At 68.9% G+C, this 19740-nt stretch carries 15 protein-coding genes and 3 pseudogenes; 9 read left to right on the top strand and 9 right to left on the bottom strand.

Going from position 1 to position 19740, the window contains the following annotated elements:
* Positions 1-139: 139 nt before the first annotated feature.
* From DFQ15_RS03660 to DFQ15_RS03670, 3 genes and pseudogenes are all read right to left on the bottom strand, one after another.
* Entirely contained in the window at positions 140-781 is a 642-nt protein-coding gene (locus DFQ15_RS03660) for an L-threonylcarbamoyladenylate synthase (protein ID WP_110464667.1), read from the bottom strand.
* A 64-nt stretch (positions 782-845) separates the two neighbouring features.
* Positions 846-1744, bottom strand: a pseudogene (locus DFQ15_RS03665) (DMT family transporter); the annotation flags it as partial.
* Positions 1745-1751: 7 nt separating this feature from the next.
* Positions 1752-2606: a 3',5'-nucleoside bisphosphate phosphatase gene (locus DFQ15_RS03670; protein ID WP_110464668.1), complete on the bottom strand. Its 855-nt coding sequence runs from the start codon at positions 2604-2606 to the stop codon at positions 1752-1754.
* 352 nt (positions 2607-2958) lie between these two features.
* Between DFQ15_RS03670 and DFQ15_RS03675 the strand changes: the two genes are divergently transcribed.
* Positions 2959-3828, top strand: coding sequence for an SGNH/GDSL hydrolase family protein (locus DFQ15_RS03675; RefSeq protein ID WP_110464756.1), 870 nt, complete (start codon positions 2959-2961; stop codon positions 3826-3828).
* A gap of 70 nt (positions 3829-3898) precedes the next feature.
* Here the strand turns inward: DFQ15_RS03675 and opgC are convergent, their stop codons facing one another.
* Positions 3899-5071 carry an OpgC domain-containing protein gene (opgC, locus tag DFQ15_RS03680; RefSeq protein WP_110464669.1) on the bottom strand — a complete coding sequence of 391 codons (1173 nt, stop codon included), beginning with the start codon at positions 5069-5071 and terminating at the stop codon, positions 3899-3901.
* A gap of 120 nt (positions 5072-5191) precedes the next feature.
* Positions 5192-5960: pseudogene (locus DFQ15_RS03685) on the bottom strand (IS5 family transposase).
* Between the two features lie 431 nt (positions 5961-6391).
* Here DFQ15_RS03685 and bioB point away from each other — a divergent pair.
* The 8 genes and pseudogenes from bioB to DFQ15_RS03725 all read left to right on the top strand — a co-directional run bounded on the left by bioB (position 6392) and on the right by DFQ15_RS03725 (position 15728).
* Positions 6392-7429: a biotin synthase BioB gene (gene bioB, locus DFQ15_RS03690; protein ID WP_110464670.1), complete on the top strand. Its 1038-nt coding sequence runs from the start codon at positions 6392-6394 to the stop codon at positions 7427-7429.
* A 292-nt stretch (positions 7430-7721) separates the two neighbouring features.
* Positions 7722-9932, top strand: a complete 2211-nt coding sequence (locus tag DFQ15_RS03695; protein ID WP_158528999.1) for a bifunctional diguanylate cyclase/phosphodiesterase — start codon at positions 7722-7724, stop codon at positions 9930-9932.
* Positions 9933-10044: 112 nt separating this feature from the next.
* Positions 10045-11202: an alpha-hydroxy acid oxidase gene (locus tag DFQ15_RS03700; RefSeq protein ID WP_110464757.1), complete on the top strand. Its 1158-nt coding sequence runs from the start codon at positions 10045-10047 to the stop codon at positions 11200-11202.
* A gap of 122 nt (positions 11203-11324) precedes the next feature.
* Positions 11325-11633: a hypothetical protein gene (locus DFQ15_RS03705; RefSeq protein WP_110464672.1), complete on the top strand. Its 309-nt coding sequence runs from the start codon at positions 11325-11327 to the stop codon at positions 11631-11633.
* Positions 11626-12030, top strand: coding sequence for a hypothetical protein (locus tag DFQ15_RS03710; protein WP_146228638.1), 405 nt, complete (start codon positions 11626-11628; stop codon positions 12028-12030). The genes DFQ15_RS03705 and DFQ15_RS03710 overlap by 8 nt, the downstream gene beginning before the upstream one ends.
* 91 nt (positions 12031-12121) lie before the next feature.
* Positions 12122-13051, top strand: coding sequence for an EamA/RhaT family transporter (locus DFQ15_RS03715; protein ID WP_110464674.1), 930 nt, complete (start codon positions 12122-12124; stop codon positions 13049-13051).
* 93 nt (positions 13052-13144) lie between these two features.
* Positions 13145-14356 (top strand): DNA polymerase Y family protein, encoded by a 1212-nt coding sequence (locus DFQ15_RS03720; protein ID WP_233504264.1) that lies wholly within the window; start codon positions 13145-13147, stop codon positions 14354-14356.
* Positions 14357-14624: 268 nt separating this feature from the next.
* A pseudogene (locus DFQ15_RS03725) lies at positions 14625-15728 on the top strand (DNA topoisomerase IB).
* A 49-nt stretch (positions 15729-15777) separates the two neighbouring features.
* On the opposite strand, the gene DFQ15_RS03730 reads toward DFQ15_RS03725, so the two are convergent.
* The 4 genes from DFQ15_RS03730 to DFQ15_RS03745 all read right to left on the bottom strand — a co-directional run bounded on the left by DFQ15_RS03730 (position 15778) and on the right by DFQ15_RS03745 (position 19713).
* Positions 15778-16446: a hypothetical protein gene (locus tag DFQ15_RS03730; protein WP_110464676.1), complete on the bottom strand. Its 669-nt coding sequence runs from the start codon at positions 16444-16446 to the stop codon at positions 15778-15780.
* Positions 16443-16811 carry a response regulator gene (locus DFQ15_RS03735; protein WP_110464677.1) on the bottom strand — a complete coding sequence of 123 codons (369 nt, stop codon included), beginning with the start codon at positions 16809-16811 and terminating at the stop codon, positions 16443-16445. The genes DFQ15_RS03730 and DFQ15_RS03735 overlap by 4 nt, the downstream gene beginning before the upstream one ends.
* A 65-nt stretch (positions 16812-16876) precedes the next feature.
* Positions 16877-19102, bottom strand: coding sequence for an ATP-binding protein (locus DFQ15_RS03740; RefSeq protein ID WP_110464678.1), 2226 nt, complete (start codon positions 19100-19102; stop codon positions 16877-16879).
* The gene (locus tag DFQ15_RS03745; RefSeq protein ID WP_110464679.1) at positions 19099-19713 is read right to left on the bottom strand and encodes a biliverdin-producing heme oxygenase; all 615 of its coding nucleotides are present in this window, start codon (positions 19711-19713) and stop codon (positions 19099-19101) included. The genes DFQ15_RS03740 and DFQ15_RS03745 overlap by 4 nt, the downstream gene beginning before the upstream one ends.
* Positions 19714-19740: the final 27 nt, after the last annotated feature.

The raw sequence follows: 19740 nt of genomic DNA on the forward strand, positions 1-19740 counted from the left end.
GCGGAATCGCAGATGCGAGGAAAAGCGGTGGAACCGTAGCGAGCAAGCCCGAGTGTGCAGTGAGGACCGGATCCGTACTCTCGTACGGTGAGGATCGGAACTGCGCAATCGGGCTGCGCAGTAGGTTCTCTCGCCTTTTCTACTCGGGCATTCCCAGGGCCGAAAGGCTCGCGCTGCCGCGGCGGACCAGCACCGGATCTTCGCCGATGCCCATCGGCACCAGGTCGATCACGGTGGTGGGCTCGGCCGGGCAGGCGCCCGCATCGACCACTGCGGCCAGCAGCTTCTCGTAGCGTGAGCGGATGTCGGCCGCGTCGTTGAGCGACTCGGTCTCGCCTGCCGGGATCAGCGTCGTAGCCAGCAGCGGTGCGCCGTGCGCTTCCAGCAGCGCCTGCAGCACCTTGTGGTCGGGCACGCGCAGGCCGATGGTCTTGCGCTGCGGATGGCTCAGGCGGCGCGGCACTTCCTTGGAGGCTTCCAGGATGAAGGTGTAGGCGCCGGGGGTGGCCGACTTCAGCAGCCGGAACTGCTTGTTGTCGACCCGCGCGTAGCTGGCCAGCTCGCTCAGGTCGCGGCAGATCAGGGTCAGGTGGTGGCGGTCGTCGACCTGGCGGATGCGCCGCATCGCGTCGACCGCGTCGCGGTCGTCCAGGTGGCAGACCAGCGCGTAGCTGGAGTCGGTGGGCACCGCGGCCACGCCGCCGCGCTGCAGCAGGGCGGCGGCCTGCTTCAGCAGCCGCGGTTGCGGATTGTCGGGATGGACTTCGAAATACTGGGCCATGGTCTTCTTCTCTCTTCAATGCGCTGCGGGGGAGCGGTGCGTCGCACCTCGCCCGGGGTGTGCTTCATCCCTCTGCCGGCTGGACGACGATGCGGCTTTCCCGCACGGTGAGCCAGGCGCCCATCGCGCCGCAGGCCGCGATCAGCAGGATGCCTGCCACCGATGTGCGGTCGGGTACGTGGTCGAACAAGAGCCAGCCCGCCAGAACCGCGAAACCGATCTGCGCGTAGAGACAGGGCATCAGCGTGGCGGCCGGCGCGCGGGCATAGGCCAGGTCAGCAGGAAGTGGCCCACGGTGCCCATCAGCCCCATCAGGCCGAGCGCCAGCCACACGCCGCCGCTGGTGGGCGTGACCCAGACGAACGGCAGGATCGCCGACATCACCAGGGTGCCCACCCAGCCGCTGTAGAACTGCATCACCATCGGGTCCTCGGTTTGCGCCAACCGGCTGGTGAGCACCTGGAACCACGCGTTGCAGGCCACCAGCCCCAGCGGCAGCAGCATTGCCCAGCCGAACGCGTCGCCCCCGGGCCGCAGCACCACCAGCGTGCCGGCGAAACCACCCGCCACCAGCGCCCAGCGCATGCCCGAGACCTGCTGGCGCAGCACGGTGGCGGCCAGCACGGTGATCGCCAGCGGCGTCACCATCACGATGGCGGTGAACTCGCCCACCGGCATGTGCTGCAGGCTGAAGAACGAGAACATGCTGGTCATCATCAGCAGCAGGCCGCGCAGGCATTGGAAGCGCGGGTGTTCGGTGCGCAGCGCCCTGAAGCCGCGGGTGGGAATGATGGCCGCGGTGGTCGACCAGGCCTGAAAGGCATAGCGGAACCACAGCGCCATCGCCAGCGGCACGCTGGCCCCGGCCACCTTGGTGCTGGCATCGAGGGTGGCGAAGCAGGCGGTGGCCACCACGGCCAGGACGAGGCCGGTCAGCGCGGACGGCGCCGGCGTCAACGCCCCGCGTCCTTCACCGTATCCTGTCCTGCAGCAGCGTCCAGACCGGTTCCAGATCGGCCGGCAGAGGCGGCAGGCCGCCCAGGTCGGTGCGGGATTCCTCTGGGCTGTGGAAATCGCTGCCGCGTGAAGCGGCCAGGTTGAACTCGCGCGCCATGTCGGCGTAGGTGACGTATTCCGACGGCGTGTGGCTGCCGGTGACCACCTCCACGCCGCGGCCGCCGTGGGCCTTGAATTCGCTGAAGAGCGCGAACTCCTCGTTGGCGGTGAACTTGTAGCGGCCCGGATGTGCAATAACCGCCACGCCCCCTGCGTAGGTGATCCAGTGCACCGCGTCCGAGAGCGAGGCCCAGCGGTGCGGCACGTAGCCCGGCTTGCCCTCGGTGAGGTAGCGGCGGAACACCTCGGGCGTGTCGCGGCAGACGCCGGTTTCGACCAAAAAGCGGGCGAAATGGGTGCGCGAGATGAGGGCCGGATTGCCGACGAACCGCAGAGCGCCTTCATAGGCACCCGGGATGCCGGCCCGCTCCAGTTGCGCCGCCATCTCGCGGGCCCGCGGACCACGGCCGTCGCGGGTGTCGGCCAGGCCTTGGCGCAGCTCGGCGTTCTCGGCGTCGAAACCCAGGCCCACGATATGCACCGTCTCGTCGGCGAAGGTCACCGACAGTTCAACGCCGGTCAGGTAGGGCAGGCCGACAGCCTTTGCGGCCGCTGCCGCGCGCTGCACGCCCCCGATCTCATCGTGGTCGGTCAGCGCCCACAGCTCCACGCCGTTGGCCTTGGCGCGCGACGCCAACACTTCCGGCGTGAGCGTGCCGTCGGACACCACGGAGTGGCAATGGAGGTCGGCGTTCTTGAAGGTAAGCACGCAGCCATTCTAGGGCGGCCGGTTGGTTATTTTTACGGATGGCGACAACCCAGCTCGGCGCCCAAGCCGGCCGCCGTGGCTGCCTCGCCACGCGCGCTGGTGGTGACCGCGTCGACGGCGGCAGCCGCGCCTGCTGCAGCCTCGGCTCCGGCCCGCCACACGGCGATGCCCGGCGACGACGACTGGCAGAGCTTTCGAACCGGCACGGTATTTGCATGGAGCGATAGGCTTGCATAAGGTACGGTGACCCTACAAATGCGATATCTTTTGCAGGCGACTGCGTAATATCCCGGAACTCTTCGCCTGCTTGCAGGTACCAAGCCTTTTCTTCACTTCATTGCTCGCCACCGCCATGCAACGTGATTTCCCCGTATTCCGTCGCCGTTTCGCCCTCTGTGCTTTCATCGTCGCCGTCCTGGCCGCAGGGGGAGGTTCCGCGGCGGTGCAGGCGGCACCGGCCGGGGACACGTTGGGCATGGCCGCATCGACCAACCCGCTGGCGCGGGCCATTCCCGCTGCCGAATTGCGTTGGCAGTCGAGCATGGCGGCCTTCGCCGCCTCCGACCGGGACAAGGCGCCGGCATCCGATGGCGTGCTGTTCGTCGGTAGCTCCACGATCCGCATGTGGACCGACCTGGCGCAGGACTTCCGCAAGCAGCCGGTGGTGATCAACCGCGGTTTCGGCGGCTCCACCATGGCCGACTGCAACTATTTCGTTAAGCAGCTGGTACTGCAGTACAAGCCGCGCCAGGTGCTGGTGTATGCCGGCGACAACGATCTGGCCGAAGGCCGCACGCCCGAGCAGGTGCTGGAGAGCTTCCAGGGCTTCGTGCGCACCGTGCGCAGCGAACTGCCGGACACCCGTATCGACTACATTTCGATCAAGCCGAGCCCGCTGCGGGCCAGCCTGATGCCCAAGGTGCGCGAAGCCAACGCCTTGCTGGCCGCCTATTTGCGCACCGTCCCCAATGCGCAGTACATCGACGTCTTCACCCCGATGCTCGACGCCACCGGCGCACCACGGATGGAGCTGTTCGGCCATGACCGTCTGCACATGAACGAGGCGGGCTACGATCTCTGGCAGTCGGTGATCGGCGCTTACGTGGATGCGCCGAACGGCAGCCCCGCCGACCGGCCCGCCACCTTGGCGACCAGCGCTCCGCCGGCCGCATCGACATCGGCGCCGGTACTGACGTCCTCGGCGGCCGCGGCCACCCGCTGAGGCGGGCTCGGCCCGGCGCCGGCCGCATGATGGCATGGCGCTCCGTCGGCGCTTACCCTGCGATCAGCGTTCAGCGCGACGACGCGCCCGCCCTGATCGTGTTCGGGGCCTGCCGGGGCGCTTCTTCATCGGGCGGCTTGTCCAGCCACAACGACACCCGCGCGACCAAGTACAGCGTGCAGAAGCAGGCCACCAGCAGCACAGCGTCCATCCACCAAGGGTGGACGACGGGGTTGGCGCCGAAGAAGGTCAGCACAAGCAGCACCACCACCAAGTGAGCGCAGAACACCGGCAGCGATGCGGCGCCCATTGTCTCCAGCCAGGGCAGGCGGGGCATGCGGCGCACCAGGGCCGGGCCGAAGCGGATCGCAATCACCATCAGGCCGAAGAGGTTGATCAGCCGCATCGGCGCCAGAGTCCATTTGTCGAACAGCAGGTTGAGTTGCGAACTGCCCTCGAACGGCGCCTGGCCCACCCGGTGGCGCCAGGTGAAGCCGATCACGACGACGAAGGTGGCGACCACCAGCGTCCAGTTGGGAAAGGTGAAGGGCGGCGCCTGCGGATCGTTGCGGCTGGCGCCCATCCAGAGGCCGAGCATCCACAGGAATTGCCAGCCATAGGTGGCGAAGGAACCGGTCTCGTGGAGCGGCACCGGCATGCCGACGAGGGCATCGGTCGCGTCGTAGATCCATTCGCCCAGCCCGAACTGGGCCAGCACCCAGAGCGCCACGCTCACGCCCATCACCGGGCCCCAGCCGTGGCGCAGCGCGGCGGCCAGTACCCAGGGGCTGGCCAGCATGAAAAGCACGTAGAGCGGCAAAATGTCGAGCAGCGCAGGCTCGTAGACCAGCAGCAAGCCGGCGATCAGCGCGGTGCCGGGGTTTTGAAGGTAGAAGGACATCAGATCCTTCACCGCGGGCTGGTCCACCTTCATCCCGAAGAAGGCGATCACGGTGAACAGGAAGATCAGCGTGGCCGCCTGGCACCAGTAGACCTTGAGCGCTCGGCGGAGGTAGGCCTTCTCCATCTCGGCGATGCTTTTCTTCCAGGCGAGGCGGCCGTAGACCATACCCGCCATGTAGGCCGAGAGCAGTACGAAGCCCTCTGCGGCTGAGACGTAGCCGAAGGGCTGGCCGGCCGGCGAGGTCAGCCGCGTGGGCAGGTGCGTCAGCGTCATCAGCACCAGCATCAGGCCGCGCAGGGCGTCGATTTCCCAGCGGCGGGAGGAGGGCGAGGGCGGCATGGGCGGCGTGGGCTGCAGCGTGGACGGCCGGGGATGGCGGAAGGGTGCGCGGGGCGGCGCGGCGGAAGAGAGTGGCGCAATTGTCGTCCCTGTCCCTCCGCGACGCCTGTAAGAGCGTGTTCAAAGTCTCCTGAGCGGCAAGGCCAGGAATGCCAAGTGGATGAACTGCAAACTGGTGTTGAGCCAGCGCTCGCAGTTTTTCCACAACCGCCGGTTTTTTCCAGCCAGGCGAAGCTGCGCTCGACCACCCAACGCTGGGGCATGAGCTTGAAGGTCGCTCCTTTTGGCAATCTGCACGCTCACCTGCGCACCCAATGTCTCGCGCACACCGTGTGCGAAGAGCGCTCCCACGTAGCCGCTGTCGAACAGCACGCTTTTGACTTGCCCAAGGCTCGACCGGCAGCGCTCCCTTGCGATTTGTCACCTCCGCGGTCGTCACGGCCACCGCATGCGGCAGGCCCTGCGTATCCACCGCGATATGGCGCTTGATGCCCGAGACTTGCTTGCCAGCGTCATAACCTTTCGAGCCCGCCGTGTCCGCGTTCTTCACGCTCTGCGCGTCGATGATCAAATAGCTGCTGCAGGCGTTGCGCCCCTGTCTCGCGCGGGCCGCGCCAACCCGATTTTTTTTAAAGCCTGCTCCAGCAGGCCGCCCCCTTCGCGCGGCTCGCTCCAGATGGTCCAGTACGAATGCACCGTGCGCCACTTCGGGAAATCCTCGGGCAGCATGCGCCACTGGCTAACCGCTGCGCAGCAGATAGAGCAGCGCGCAGAACACCTCGTAGAGATCTACCCGCCGCGGACTGGTCTTCTTGCGCGCGCTCTCCAACAGCGGCTTGATGATCTCGAATTGCGCCCGGCTCATGTCGCTCGGGTAGCTCTCTCTCATCCCCCAAGCGTCTCATACCTCCGGGGGAGACTTTGAATACGCTCTCAGAACATTCGGCCGCGCATCTTGGCGACCCGAAAGTCCACGAGGCACGAAGTCGTGCTCGAGGGCGGCTTGCGCGATATGCTCGGCGGCAGGCTTCGCGGGGTTGCCGGCCCTGGGCGCGGCATCGCCCGAGCAGGCTATGCGGCGGTCGACCGCACCGTTCATTTTCCCGCTTCGGGCGGAGATCTCTGCTGTCGGCATCGGACCAGGCGGTGCTGATAGGCAACCGGTGTCGTCGATCGATGCAGGCAGCTGAATTGGGCGGCTGATCTGCGCCATGTTGCGCGTATCCTCGCCCGCAAAGGCATCCTCTGCGGCCCTGTCGTTGCTGGCCTGGTGTCGACACGCAGTTTTGAGTGCATTCCCCAACTTTCCTCCCAGAATCCATGACCGAGCTTTCATCGCCCCTCGCCCCCATCCATCCCGTCACCCTGCACCGCCCCGCCGCCAGGCCACCGGCGGCGCCCGCCCGCTGGTCGGTGGCCGAGGTGCAGGCGCTGTTCGAGAAGCCGCTGATGGACCTGCTGTTCCTGGCGCAGACGGTGCACCGCCAGCACTGGCCGGCGGGCGACATCGAGCTGGCCACGCTGCTGTCGGTCAAGACCGGCGGCTGCCCCGAGAATTGCGGCTACTGCCCGCAGTCGGCCGAGTTCGACACCGGCGTGAAGGCGCAGAAGCTGATGGAGGTGGACGAGGTGCTGCGGGCCGCCACGGCGGCGCGCGACGCCGGCGCCACCCGCTTCTGCATGGGCGCCGCCTGGCGCGCGCCGAAGGACCGCGACATCGAGAAAATGGCGGTGCTGGTGGAGGCGGTCAAGGGCCTGGGCCTGCAGACCTGCGCCACCCTCGGCATGCTGGAGCCGCAGCAGGCGGTCGCCCTGCGCGATGCGGGCCTCGACTACTACAACCACAACCTCGACACCGCGCCCGAGTACTACGGCGAGATCGTCGATTCGCGCACCTACCAGGACCGGCTCGACACCCTGGCCGCGGTGCGCGCGGCGGGCATCAGCGTCTGCTGCGGCGGCATCGTGGGCATGGGCGAATCGCCGGTGCACCGGGCCGGGCTGATCGCGCAGCTGGCCAACCTGGAGCCGTACCCCGAGTCGGTGCCGATCAACAGCCTGGTGCGGGTGCCCGGCACGCCACTGGCCGACGCGGCGCCGCTCGATCCGTTCGACTTCGTGCGGGTGATCGCGGTGGCCCGTATCACCATGCCGACGGCGCGGGTGCGGCTCTCGGCCGGCCGTCAGCAGATGGGCGACGCGGTGCAGGCGCTGTGCTTCCTGGCCGGCGCCAATTCGATCTTCTACGGCGACAAGCTGCTGGTGACCGGCAACCCGGATGTCGAGGCCGACGTGCAACTGCTCGGCAAGCTCGGCCTGTCGGGCCGCAAGACCCAAGTGGCCGGCGACGGCCACTGATGCGGTGACGTGGGCGGTGCGCTTCGCGCGACGCGCTGAAGCCGCCGCGCACCGAGTGGTTCCTGGCCGGCACCGAGCAGCGCTGCAGGAAGAGGCACGTATCGGGATGCGCGGGACGGGCGTACGGTAGCGGCGCCATGACACACGGGACGCCGCGCGCGGCCCCTCGCCCTAGAATCTGCCATCGCACCCTCGCAGTGCTCTGATCGCCTGCCTCATGTCGCTTACCCCTTTTCGACGGGCATTGCCCCATTTGGCCGTTGCCCTGACGCTAGGCATAGGAACGCTGTTCGTGGCGGAAACGCTCTACAGCCGGCACGAATCGACCGCACTGGCGCAGCGCAACGGCCGCAACCTCTCCAACACGATCGAGGAGAACATCCGGCGCACGCTGGATTTCTACGACCGTTCGCTGCTCGGCCTGGTCGAAGAGCTGAACGATTCGTCCACCATGGCGCTGGCGCCCGGCGTGCGCAACCGGGTGCTGTTCGACAAGGCAATCACCACGACCGGCGTGTCCCAGGTATACGTGGTCGATGCGGAGGGCATCGTCCGGATTTCCAGCGTCAACCTGAGGCCCAATAATCCCAACAGCCTGGCCTACCGCAGCTATTTTCAGGTGCACAAAAACAACCCCGACATAGGGCTCTACATCAGCGAGCCGATCGTGTCGCGGTTCGACGGGCAGCCCTCGGTGGTGGTGTCGCGCCGGCTCAAGGACAAGGACGGCGTGTTCCAGGGCGTGGTCGCCGCGACCATCGGCACCGAGTACCTCAGCGACCTGTTCAACCAGATCAACCTGGGCGCCGACGGCCGCATCACGCTTACCCGCGCCGATGACACCATCATCTCGCGTTTCCCGTACGAAAAGTCGCTGGTCGGGCACGACCTGAGCAAGTCGCCGGTCATGAGCCATTTCCGCGCCACCGGGGAAGATTTTTTCTCGGAAACGTCGGCGATCGACGGCCAGAACCGCCTCTACAACCTCAAAAATTTCGATGGCTATCCCTTGACTATCGTCGTCGCGCAGGCCGCTTCGGTGGTTTATGCGGACTGGGTCCGCCGTTCCTGGCTGATGGGCGGCCTCACGCTCGTGATGATGCTGGCCTGCCTGGGTTTGGGACGCCTGTTCGTGCGTGAACTCGATGCGCGGCAACGCACCACCGAGCTGCTGCACGACGCCGAGCAGGACATGCGCACCATCCTGCACGGTCTGCCCGCGATGGTCGCGTACTGGGACCGTAAGCTCCGGATTCGGTTCGCCAACAACAGCTACCTGGAGAGCTTCGCCGAAACGCCCGAGCCGCCGCCGGTACGGCCTGGCGACACCGCTTTGCCGGCGGAGGCCGAAGGCCTGCGGCTCGCCGGTGCCAATGCCCACCACCTGCACCGCGCGCTGCAGGGCGAGGCGCGTGCCTTCGAGACGCCGCTGATCGACGGCGATGGCCTGCAGCGCCATGTGATGGTGAGCTTCGTGCCCGACCGGGCCGAGGGCAGCGGCGAGGTGCGCGGCGTGTTCGTGCAGGCCACCGACATCACCGAGCGCAAGCTGGCGGAAGACCGTCTGCTGGAGGAGAAGGAACGCTTCCGCGTGACGCTCGCCTCGATCGGCGATGCGGTGGTCAGCACCGATGCGCAGGGCCGCATCACCTACCTCAACCCGGTGGCCGAGCGGATCACCAGCTGGACCTCGGCTGACGCGATGGGCATGCCAGTCGAGTACGTGGTGCCGCTGCGCGAAGGCGCCTTCGACGGGCCCGACCGCAGCCCGATCCGCAACGCGCTGCAAAACGGCCAGGCGGTCGTCGCCAGCGCCAGCGGGACCCTGCTCAACCGGCACAGGGTGCGCTTCGACGTCGAGGACAGCGCCGCGCCGATCAAGGACGCGCACGGCGCGGTCGTCGGCGCGGTGATGGTGCTGCGCGACGTGACCCAGGCCCGCGCGATGGCGCTGCGCATGGCCCACCTCGCCCAGCACGACGCCCTGACCGGCCTGCCCAACCGGGTGCTGCTGGTCGACCGCGCCACCCAGGCGATCGCGCAGGCGGTGCGCGAAGGCACCGGCCTGGCCGTGATGTATATGGACCTGGACCACTTCAAAAACATCAACGACTCGATGGGCCACCGCGCGGGCGACGAGCTGCTGGTGGCGTTCGCCGAGCGCATCTCGCGTGCGCTGCGCCAGACCGATACCCTCAGCCGCCAGGGCGGCGACGAATTCGTGGTGCTGGCCTCGCTCGGGCACGACCCGAACGGCGGCAACGTGCTGGCCGGCGAGCTGGTGCGGCTCTGCGCCGAGCCCTTCGTGATCGAGGACCGGCGGCTTCAGGTGGGCACCAGCGTCGGCGTTGCGCTGTACCCGCACCACGGTCGCAGTTTCGAGGAACTGGCGCGCCATGCCGACATCGCGATGTACGCGGCCAAGCGCGCCGGCCGCAGCCGCTTCACCGTATTCGACGCGTCACTCGAGATGCAGCAGCCGGGCGAGCCGGTCGGCACTTGAGCCGGTGCGGGCGACCGGCCCGCAGGAAACAATGTCCCGCGCCGGACAAGAAAATTCGGCGCGCCCGCCGCCGTGCCGTCCTACGATGGCGCCCGACCCCGAAGGAGCCCGCGTGCCCGATCTCTCCCGCATCACCTGCATCGAGGACTTGCGCCGCGTCGCCCGGCGCCGGGTGCCGAAGATGTTCTACGACTACGCCGATTCGGGCGCCTGGACCGAGCGCACCTACCGCGCCAACGAAAGCGATTTCCAGAAGATTTTGCTGCGCCAGCGGGTGGCGGTGAACATGGAGAACCGCAGCACCCGCACCACCATGGTCGGGCAGGAGGTCGCGATGCCGGTGGCGATCGCGCCCACCGGCCTCACCGGCATGCAGCATGCCGACGGCGAGATCCTGGGCGCCCGCGCGGCCAAGGCCTTCGGCATTGCGTTCACCCTCTCGACCATGAGCATCTGCTCGCTGGAGGACGTGGCCGAGGCCACCGGGCGGCACCCGTTCTGGTTCCAACTCTACATGATGCGCGACCGCGATTTCATCGAGCGGCTGATCGACCGGGCCAAGGCCGCCAATGTCACCGCGCTGCAGTTGACGCTCGACCTGCAGATCCTGGGCCAGCGCCACAAGGACATCAAGAACGGCCTCACCGCGCCGCCCAAGCCCACGCTGAAGAACCTGCTGAACCTGGCCGCCAAGCCGCACTGGTGCTGGGGCATGCTGGGCACCAAACGCCGCACCTTCGGCAACATCGCGGGCCATGCCAAGGGCGTGGACGACCTGTCGTCGCTGTCGTCGTGGACGGCGCAGCAGTTCGATCCGCAGCTCAACTGGGGCGACGTCGAGTGGATCAAGAAGCGCTGGGGCGGCAAGCTGGTCCTCAAGGGCATCATGGACGCGGAGGACGCGCGCCTGGCGGTCGACAGCGGCGCCGACGCGCTGATCGTCAGCAACCACGGCGGCCGCCAGCTCGACGGCGCGCCGTCGTCTATCGCGGAGCTGCCGGCGATCGCGCAGGCGGTGGGCTCGGAGATCGAGGTGTGGATGGACGGCGGCATCCGCAGCGGCCAGGACGTGCTGAAGGCCCGCGCGCTGGGCGCCCGCGGCACGCTGATCGGCCGCAGCTTCCTCTACGGCCTGGGTGCCTACGGCGAGGCCGGCGTGACCCGCGCGCTGCAGATCATCCACAAGGAACTCGACATCACCATGGCCTTCTGCGGCCGCACGCGGATCGACACGGTCGACAGCAGTATCCTGCTGCCCGGCACTTTCTGAGCCGGCGGGGCCGCGTGCCGGCTCCTACGCCGGTGGCCGCCCTGCGCCGACAGGCGGCAACGGAGGCCCCGACGAGAGTAGACGTACTTGCCCGCAAGGGCGCAACTTCTACAGGAGCACCCATGGCACAAGCATCCGGCGGCGGCGACGACGACCGCGCCGCATCCCCCGTTTCCGACGCCACCGCAGCGGCCAAGCCCGACGCGGTAGGCCCGCACGACGAGGGCCAGCTCCCGGGCGGCATCGTCGATGGCGGCTCGGCCGGCGACCGCCAGGCGATCGACCTGGAAGACGACGAAATCTATTCCGGCCGCGGCAACGGTGCCGGCAAGGGTGGCACCACGCACGCGCCCGGCGGCGACAGCGGCCGGCTCGGCCCGCCGTCCGAGCAACTTTCGGATCGCAACGAACCTAGCGACCGCCGTGGTTGACGGCTTCTCGCCCGACCCGTCGGGGAGCGCGGTGACCACGCCGCGTTCCGAGGTGCTCGACGCGTGGGGCGGTGCCGCAGACGCCGATATCTTCCTGCCCACCCGCTACGCCGGTGCGGTACTGGTCTGCGCAAAGTGCGAAAAGCGCGACAAGGGGCCGCGCAAGCTGACCACGAAGACCCTGCGGTTCGAACTGCGCCAGGCGCTGGGGGGCGGCCGGTCGAAGCTGCGCATCGTGCAGACCTCGTGCCTCGGCCTGTGCCCGAGGAAGGCGATCGCGGTGGCCGCGGTCACGCCCGAAGCGGGATCGGTGCTGGCGGCCGTGCGCCGCGAACGCGATGTTCCGGCACTGGCGGCCGGGCTGGTGGCGGCCGCCCCCACTACCCCGCACATCTGACCGCGCTAGACAGACGGGCTGCTGAACCGCCCGCGCGGGTTACGCTTCGCCTCCGATTTCCCGACGGCTCCCCCCGGGCCGCGCCCTTCGCATGTCCCTCATCGCCACCGCCGCCTGGGCGTGGATTCCCATCGTACTTTGGGCCGCGCTGTCACAGACCGTGCGTAACGCGGCGCAGCGCACGCTGACAGCCGAAATCGGCACGCTGGCCGCCACGCTGGTGCGCTTTCTCTACGGCCTGCCGGTGGCGGGTGCGGCGGTCGCAGCGCTGTGCCTCTGGGGCGACGGCCTGGCGCCGCGCTTCGGATGGGGCTATGCGTGCTGGATCGCGCTGGGTGCCGTTGCCCAGGTGGTAGCCACCGCCCTGCTGCTGCTGGGCATGAAGGAGCGTAACTTCATCCTGGCGGTGGCCTATTCCAAGACCGAGGTGCTGCAGGTCGCGCTGTTCTCCAGCGTGTTGCTGCACGAGCTGCCCGGCGCGGTGACGATGTTGGCGATGTTCGCCGCCACGGCAGGCGTGCTGCTGCTGTCGCTGCCACCGGGCCCGCTGCGCGGCAAGGGGAACGGGCCGTTCCGGCAGGGTCGGTCGCTGTGGTACGGGTTAGTTTCGGGCGCCTGCTTCGCGCTCGCCAGCGTCGGGTTCCGCGGGGCGTCGCTGTCGCTGGGCGACGGCATCGCGCCGTGGACGGCCGGCGCCTGGGGCGTGCTCTGGGCGCAGCTGCTGCAGAGCCTGCTGCTGGGCGGCTGGCTGGCGGTGCGGCAGCCTGCGGCGCTCGGCGGGGTGTTGCGCTCATGGCGGCTGTCGGCGTTGGCCGGGTCGATGGGCGCGATGGCGTCGCTCGCCTGGTTCACCGCCTACGCGATGCGCCCGGCGGCCGAAGTGCGCACCCTGGGCCTGGTCGAGGTGCTGTTCAGCTACCTGGTGTCGCGCCGGGTGTTCCGCGAGAGCCTGACCCGTGCCGAGACGCTCGGCCTGGGCCTTGTGGGGGTAGGCCTGGTGGCGATCTGCACCCGGCTGTAGGAGGCGCGCAAGACCCGACGCCTGCGGCGGACCGCCGGCGTCGCTATGCTCGGCCGGGTGAATCCGCTTCCGCGCCGCATCGCCCACCTCGACATGGACGCCTTCTTCGCGTCGGTCGAACTGCTGCGCTATCCGCAGCTAAAGGGCCTGCCGGTGGTGATCGGCGGCGGCCGGCGGCGCGACGACGATGCATTGCTGGCCCATGCGCCCGACGGCGACCTGGCCGCGATCCCGGTCGATGCGTTTGCGCGGCTCGGCGGCTATGCCGGCCGGGGCGTGGCCACCACCGCCACCTATGCGGCGCGGCAGTTCGGCGTCGGCTCGGCGATGGGGCTGATGAAGGCGGCCAAGCTGTGCCCGCAGGCGATCCTGCTGCCGGTGGATTTCGACCGTGTGCGGCACTTCTCACGCACCTTCAAGACCACCATCCTGGAGATCGCGCCGGTGATGGAGGACCGCGGCATCGACGAGGTGTATATCGACTTCACCGACGTGCCCGGCGGCCAGCGCGACGGCGGCCGGGCGCTCGCCCGGCTGATCCAGAAGAGCATCCTGGCGGCGACCGGCCTGACCTGCTCGGTGGGCGTGGCGCCCAACAAGCTGCTGGCCAAGATGGCGAGCGAGTTCGACAAACCCAACGGCATCTCGGTCGTCGGCCCCGACGATCTGGAGACCCGCATCTGGCCGCTACCGGCCCGCAAGATCAACGGCATCGGACCGAAGGCCGACGGCAAGCTGGAGCGCTTCGGCATCCGCACCATCGGCGAGCTGGCGCGCCAGCCGACCGACTGGCTGATGGCGAACTTCGGCAGATCGACCGGCGCCTGGATGCATGCCGTGGCCTGGGGCCGCGACGACCGGCCGGTGGTGACCGAGAGCGAGCCGGTCTCGATGAGCCGCGAGACCACCTTCGAGCGCGACCTGCACCCGGTGCGCGACCGGGCCGAGCTGGGCGCGATCTTCACCGCGCTTTGCGAGAAGGTGGCGGCCGACCTGCAAAGGAAGGGCTATGTCGGCAAGACCATCGGCATCAAGCTGCGCTACGACGACTTCCGCATCGCTACCCGCGACCAGACGATCGCGGTGCCGACCGACGACGCCGCGGCGATCCGCCAGGCCGCCGGCCAGTGCTTGAAGCGGGTGCCGCTGCTGCGGCGGCTGCGCTTGCTGGGCGTGCGGGTGGGGACGCTGTCGCGGCCAAATGCGGCGCACGTGCAGGACGAGACATCGAATATGCCCGTAGCCGGCTATACACGACGGCTTGTTGCTATTAAAAAAGAAGCAGATCATCCCCAGTTGTTCTGAGCGGTCCTGAGGCCGGTGGTCGCCAGGACCATGGCACCGCGGCCCGGGACCGGGGCAAGGCATCGCGCGGGCCGAGTTCGAGCGGAGCCCTGACGCGCGGCGCGCGCACCGCGCCTGCCGCCGCATTCCTACACCGTCGCGCGGTGTGCTGGGGTGTAGTGCAGGGCTTTCGGTGCCCGCACCGCTCCTTTTTCACTGCGCCATGCCCGATATCATCGCCGTATCCGCCGCCCCTTTCCGCATCTCGTCCCGCACCGCCCCGGCTCGCATGCCGCGGCCGGCGCGTCTTCCGGGAGGTCTGGTCTACGTCACTCCAGAGATGCCCGGCCTGAGCCGGTTCAGGCGCGGCAAGGCGTTTCGCTACCGCCGCCACGATGGCGAGTGGCTGCGGGACCCGGACGAGATCGCGCGCATCGACCAGCTCGCGATTCCGCCGGCCTACACCCAGGTCTGGATCTGCCCCCTGGTCAACGGCCATCTGCAGGCCACCGGGCTGGACGCTCGCGGCCGCAAGCAGTACCGCTACCACGCCGACTGGCGGCTGCAGCGCGACGAAAGCAAGTTCGAGCGGCTGGAGGCCTTCGGTTCGGCGTTGCCGCGCATCCGGGCCCGCGTCGCCCGCGACCTGGTGCCGCCCACGGGCGAACCGCTGGGACGCACCGTGGTGCTGGCGACGCTGGTGCGGCTGCTCGACACCACCTACATGCGGGTCGGCAACGAGGAGTACGCCAGCACCAACGGCTCCTACGGCCTGACCACCTTACGGATGCCGCATGCCGGCGTGCGCGGCAGCGTGCTGAAGCTGCGGTTCCGCGGCAAGAGCGGGGTGCTGTAGGAGGTCCAGCTCGACGACCCGCGCGTCGCCCGCGTGGTGCGGCGCTGCCAGCAGCTGCCCGGTCAGGAGCTGTTCCAGTACGAGGACGAGAACGGCATGCCGCACGCGGTCGGCTCCAGCGACGTCAACGACTACCTGCGCGAGATCGTCCCCGGCGACGACGGCCTGCACTTCACCGCCAAGGATTTCCGTACCTGGCACGGCACGGTCCAGGCGCTGGAGCTGACCCGGCTCGCCTGCGGGCAGGAAGGTGCAGCCGCGTACAGTGCCAAGCACGTGCTGGCCGAGGTGGCCAGGCAACTGGGCAATACGCCGGCGGTGTGCAAAAAGTCCTATGTCCACCCTGCTGTGCTGGCACTCGGCGGCACGCTGGGGTCGGACGTGGGCACCGGCATCTCCGGCATCTGGGATCGGATCGCCGGGAAGTCGCAGCGCCAGCGCAAGCTGTATGCGGCCGAGCACCGCCTGCTGGCGTTTCTGCAGGAACACCGCAAGCGGCCGTTTCGGGCGCGTGCCGCGGTCGAGAAAGCCGCCTGACGCCGCGCCCGTGCGCGAGAGGCCCTGCGCACGAGGCGCGGGGGCCGGTTCAGGCCGTCGGGGCGCGCAGGATCACGCGGTCGGCGGTCACGTCGAGCGGCCAGCGCAGGTCGGCGCACAGCATCTGAAGCGCTGCGGCATCGACCTGCAGCCGCCGGGCCGACGGTCGCATCGACAGGTCGAAAGCGGCGCCCGTCGGGGTGCGGTGGAAGTGCAATCCGCCATCGGCAGCCACCGCACGGATCGCCATCGGTGCGGTAGCGCTGTCCTGCAGGTAGCACAGGGTGCCCAGCACCGCATACAGCACGCGGCCGGGGATGACCTCGGGCCAGTCCGCTGGGGCCGCCGCGCTCTCCGACAGCTGCATGTCGTAGAGATCGAGCATCGGCCGTGCCATCTCCATCGCCTGGGCGATGTCGGCGGGCGCCCGCTGGCCGTCCGTCGCCTCGGTGTCCCAGCGGCTCAGCGACCGGATGCCGACCACGGTCAACTGCAGCTGTTCCTCGGTCTGGCCGAGCCGTTTGAGGCTCTGCGCCATGTCGAAGGGTTCGGCGCCCAGGTAGCGGCGCAACACGGTATTGCCCATGCGCACCACCGAAAGGGGCCCCGCCATGTCGTGGCGGATGGCGGGCAGCACCCGCATCAGCAACTCGTGGCGCACGCCCGCGGCATGCCAGGCATCGGCCGGGGCCAGCGCGCCCCTGTCGTCGGGGCTCATCGGTTGTGCGCCACGTCTGCCAGGATGCGTTCGAGCTTCTCGAAGTCGACCGGCTTTTGCATGAAATGCGCGAAGATCGCCATGTCGTCGGCATTGCCGCCGTCGGCCGAGAGGCCGGTCACGGCGATCAGCAGCGGTGTTTCGGCTCCGGCCATCTGCTGCAGCTTGCGCCCCAACTCGGTGCCGTGCATGTCGGGCAGGGTCAGGTCGAGCAGGTAGACATGGGCCGGCGCCTCGGCGGCCATCGCCAGGGCCTGCTGGGCGTTGTAGGCGCAGCGCACGTCGTAGCCCTGCATGTCGAGCAGTTCCTGGAACAGCTCGGCCGCTTCGCGGTTGTCGTCGACGATGAGGATATTGAGTTCCACGGAGCACTTTCTACGAGATCGGGCGCAGCAGGATGCGGGCGACAGGGTCGCACGCGGCGCCTTGCCTATCCAACAGGAGACACGTCGGGCGGCTGCAGGGGCAGGCGTACCGTGAACACCACGTGGGGTTTTTCAAAAGAATAGCCGATGCTGCCGTGGTGGGCGGTAACGATTTCGTTCGCGATGTAGAGCCCCAAGCCCAGGCCGCTTTTGTTGCGCTCGTTGCCGAGCGACTGGCGCTTGAACGGATTGAACAGCACCGTCTCCAGCTCGGGCGGAATCGGCGATCCGACGTTGCTGACGGCCAGATGGACCGCGTCTCCTTCCCGACTGAGGCGCAGCACGATCGGCTCGCCGGAACCTCCGTGGTGGCGCGCGTTGCTCACCAGGTTCGTGACCACCTGCGCGGTGCGGTCGGGGTCCACGTGCGCGATCAGCCGCTCGGGCAGCTCGCGCGTGAACAGGCTGCCCGGATGCGCCAGCAGCGATTCGTCGAGCAGATCGTTGACCAGCGCCGCCAGATCGGTCGGCACGATATTGAGGCCCAGGCCCAGGCCGCCCTGGAGCCGCGATATGTCGAGCACCTGGCTCACCAGCCGCTGCATGCGGCTGCTGGACGACTGGATGCGCTGGCCCAGCCGGCCCTGGTGGTCGCTGCTGCCCTTCTCGAGCACCCGGGCGGCCATGCTGATCGAATGCAGCGGGTCGCGCAGGTCGTGGCCCAGGATCGCCAGCAGCTGGTTGCGGGCGCGGTGGAGCTCGGCCACCCGGGCCGCATTGGCGCGCATCAGCTCGTCGAGCAGCTGGCGGCCGATCTCGAGCGTCGTGGCGTCCCATTCGACCGCCCGGCCGCGCACCGTCTCGCGCCATATGGCGAAAGAGCCGCGCGGCGTGAGGCGCGAGCCCAGCGGGCCGACGGTGTATTCCTTCTCGGGCTTGCCGCCCCACAGGATGGTTTCGATCTGCTCCTTGCGCACCAGCACCAGCCAGCTATGCGACGCGGCGTCGAATCGCAGCCCCAGCACGCCGCACCAGTAGCCCAGTTCCGACTGCAACTGCGGCGGGAACTGCGCCAGCGCGCTCAGGTTGACCATGTGGCCCGACGCGTCGGTATCCGTGTCGTTGAGCCAGCGGACCAGCGCGCGGGCCGCCTCGACCGGCATGTCGCCCTCGACCGACAGCTTGCTGCCGTCGGCGACGATCAGCGCGTGGGCGCCGAAGATGTCCATCAGCGGCTGGCCCAGCGCGACGAAGGCCGCGGTGGGATCGTCGGCGTGCAACGCGCTTTCCATCACGCTGGCGCGGATCGTGGCGGCCGATGCCATGCGGGCCGCATGGTCGCGGGCGGTGACGGTCTGCACGTTGGCGGCCAGGATCTGCGCCACCACGTCGCAGGCCATACGTACCGAATAGGGCATCTGGCGCGGCGCCATGTGGTGGCAGGCGATCATGCCCCACAGCTCGCCGTGCACGACGATCGAGACGCTCATCGACGCGCCCACGCCCATGTTGGTCAGATACTCGATATGGATCGGCGAGACCGCCCGCAGCACCGCGTGGCTCATGTCCAGCGGGGTGTCGGCCGACTCCGTAGTCGCCAGCACGTCGACCGGCGCCGCGCCGATGTCGGCGATCAGGCGCAGCGTGTTCTCGACGTAGAGGCGCCGCGCCTGCGCCGGGATGTCGCTGGCCGGATAGCGACGGCCGAGGAAGGGGTCGAGCGATGCATCGCAGTTCTCTGCGACCACCTCGCCACTGCCGTCGGGGCGGAAGCGGTAGGCCATGACGCGGTCGAAGCCGGTCAGCTGGCGGATCTCGTGCGTTGCCGTCGCCAGCAGGCTGTCGAGCGAGCGCTGGCGCTTGAGCCGGTCCATCGCCCGGTGGGCCTTCGACGCGAAGCCGTCGAGCATGTCGTCCGACTGCTGGCGCAGTTCGTACTCGGCCAGCAACAGCCCCTTGGAGCTGTGCAGGATCAGGTCGAAACTGCGTTCCCCGATCGTCGTCGGGACCGCCAAAGGCAGCGATTCGCCGTTGGCCAGCGCCGCGAATCCGTCGTCGAAGGCCGTGTGGGTCTCGGCGTCGGCGGCGAAGTGATGGGGCAGCAGCGCGGTGCCGAGCGCCGGCAGGATCGGGCCGAGCAGGGCGGCGGCATTGGCGCTGGCGTGCACCAGCCGACGTTCCATGTCGAAGGCGAGCATCGCGCCGTGCGGCTGGATCTGGCCGGGGATGTGGATCGGCTCCCGGTCGCAATTGTCGAGCGTGACCGGTGGGCGGGCGGTGGCCTGGCTCATGCCAGAACCTCCATTCGCTCGAAGCGGCCGACCAGGGCGTCGAAGCCCGCGACCGCGCCGCGCACCGCGGCCGCCGTCTCGGCCGGCGTGCGCACCGCGGCGCGCAGCTCGGCCATGAAGGTCCTCCAGCGGGCACCGACCGCGGCGTCGCCCTGCAGGTAGCGCAGCGGATGCGGTGCCAGGCGCGCCTGCAACCGGCGGTGCAGCATCGCACCGCCGAGCTGGGAGCCTTCCACGACATAGGCCAGGCCCCAGGCATAGGCCAAGGGCTCGGCGGCCGCGCCCGCGCGCAGGGCGTGGGCGGCGGCGGTGTCATGGAAGGTAGGGGCGAGGGCGGGGGCGTGGGCGTCTTGCAGGTCGGCCTCGGCCCTGGCCAGCCGCCGACCCTGCAGGCCGGGCCATTCGGCGGGCACGCCGACGGTGGTCCAGACCGGTGCCAGAGCGCCCAGCCACCAGGTGACGGCCTGGAGATGCCGCACGTAGTCGGGCAACGAGGCATCGGGTGCCGCAAGGGGCAGGGCGCTGTCGAGCTGCTGGTGGATGCCGTGGGTGGCGGCCCGCAGGGCGGCCACCGGATCTGCCGCAGCGGCGACGCTATCGGATGGAGTCACAAAAGCGCTCGACAGGGTTGGCAAACG

It is taken from the genome of Xylophilus ampelinus (assembly GCF_003217575.1).
Classification (GTDB): domain Bacteria; phylum Pseudomonadota; class Gammaproteobacteria; order Burkholderiales; family Burkholderiaceae_C; genus Xylophilus; species Xylophilus ampelinus.

What these genes read in the sequence shown, in the direction of transcription:
- DFQ15_RS03660 (WP_110464667.1), bottom strand. Translation starts at nt 781, where the DNA reads ATGGCCCAGTATTTCGAAGTCCATCCCGACAATCCGCAACCGCGGCTG.
- DFQ15_RS03675 (WP_110464756.1), top strand. Translation starts at nt 2,959, where the DNA reads ATGCAACGTGATTTCCCCGTATTCCGTCGCCGTTTCGCCCTCTGTGCT.
- opgC (WP_110464669.1), bottom strand. Translation starts at nt 5,071, where the DNA reads ATGCCGCCCTCGCCCTCCTCCCGCCGCTGGGAAATCGACGCCCTGCGC.
- bioB (WP_110464670.1), top strand. Translation starts at nt 6,392, where the DNA reads ATGACCGAGCTTTCATCGCCCCTCGCCCCCATCCATCCCGTCACCCTG.
- DFQ15_RS03705 (WP_110464672.1), top strand. Translation starts at nt 11,325, where the DNA reads ATGGCACAAGCATCCGGCGGCGGCGACGACGACCGCGCCGCATCCCCC.
- DFQ15_RS03715 (WP_110464674.1), top strand. Translation starts at nt 12,122, where the DNA reads ATGTCCCTCATCGCCACCGCCGCCTGGGCGTGGATTCCCATCGTACTT.
- DFQ15_RS03720 (WP_233504264.1), top strand. Translation starts at nt 13,145, where the DNA reads ATGGACGCCTTCTTCGCGTCGGTCGAACTGCTGCGCTATCCGCAGCTA.
- DFQ15_RS03730 (WP_110464676.1), bottom strand. Translation starts at nt 16,446, where the DNA reads ATGAGCCCCGACGACAGGGGCGCGCTGGCCCCGGCCGATGCCTGGCAT.
- DFQ15_RS03740 (WP_110464678.1), bottom strand. Translation starts at nt 19,102, where the DNA reads ATGAGCCAGGCCACCGCCCGCCCACCGGTCACGCTCGACAATTGCGAC.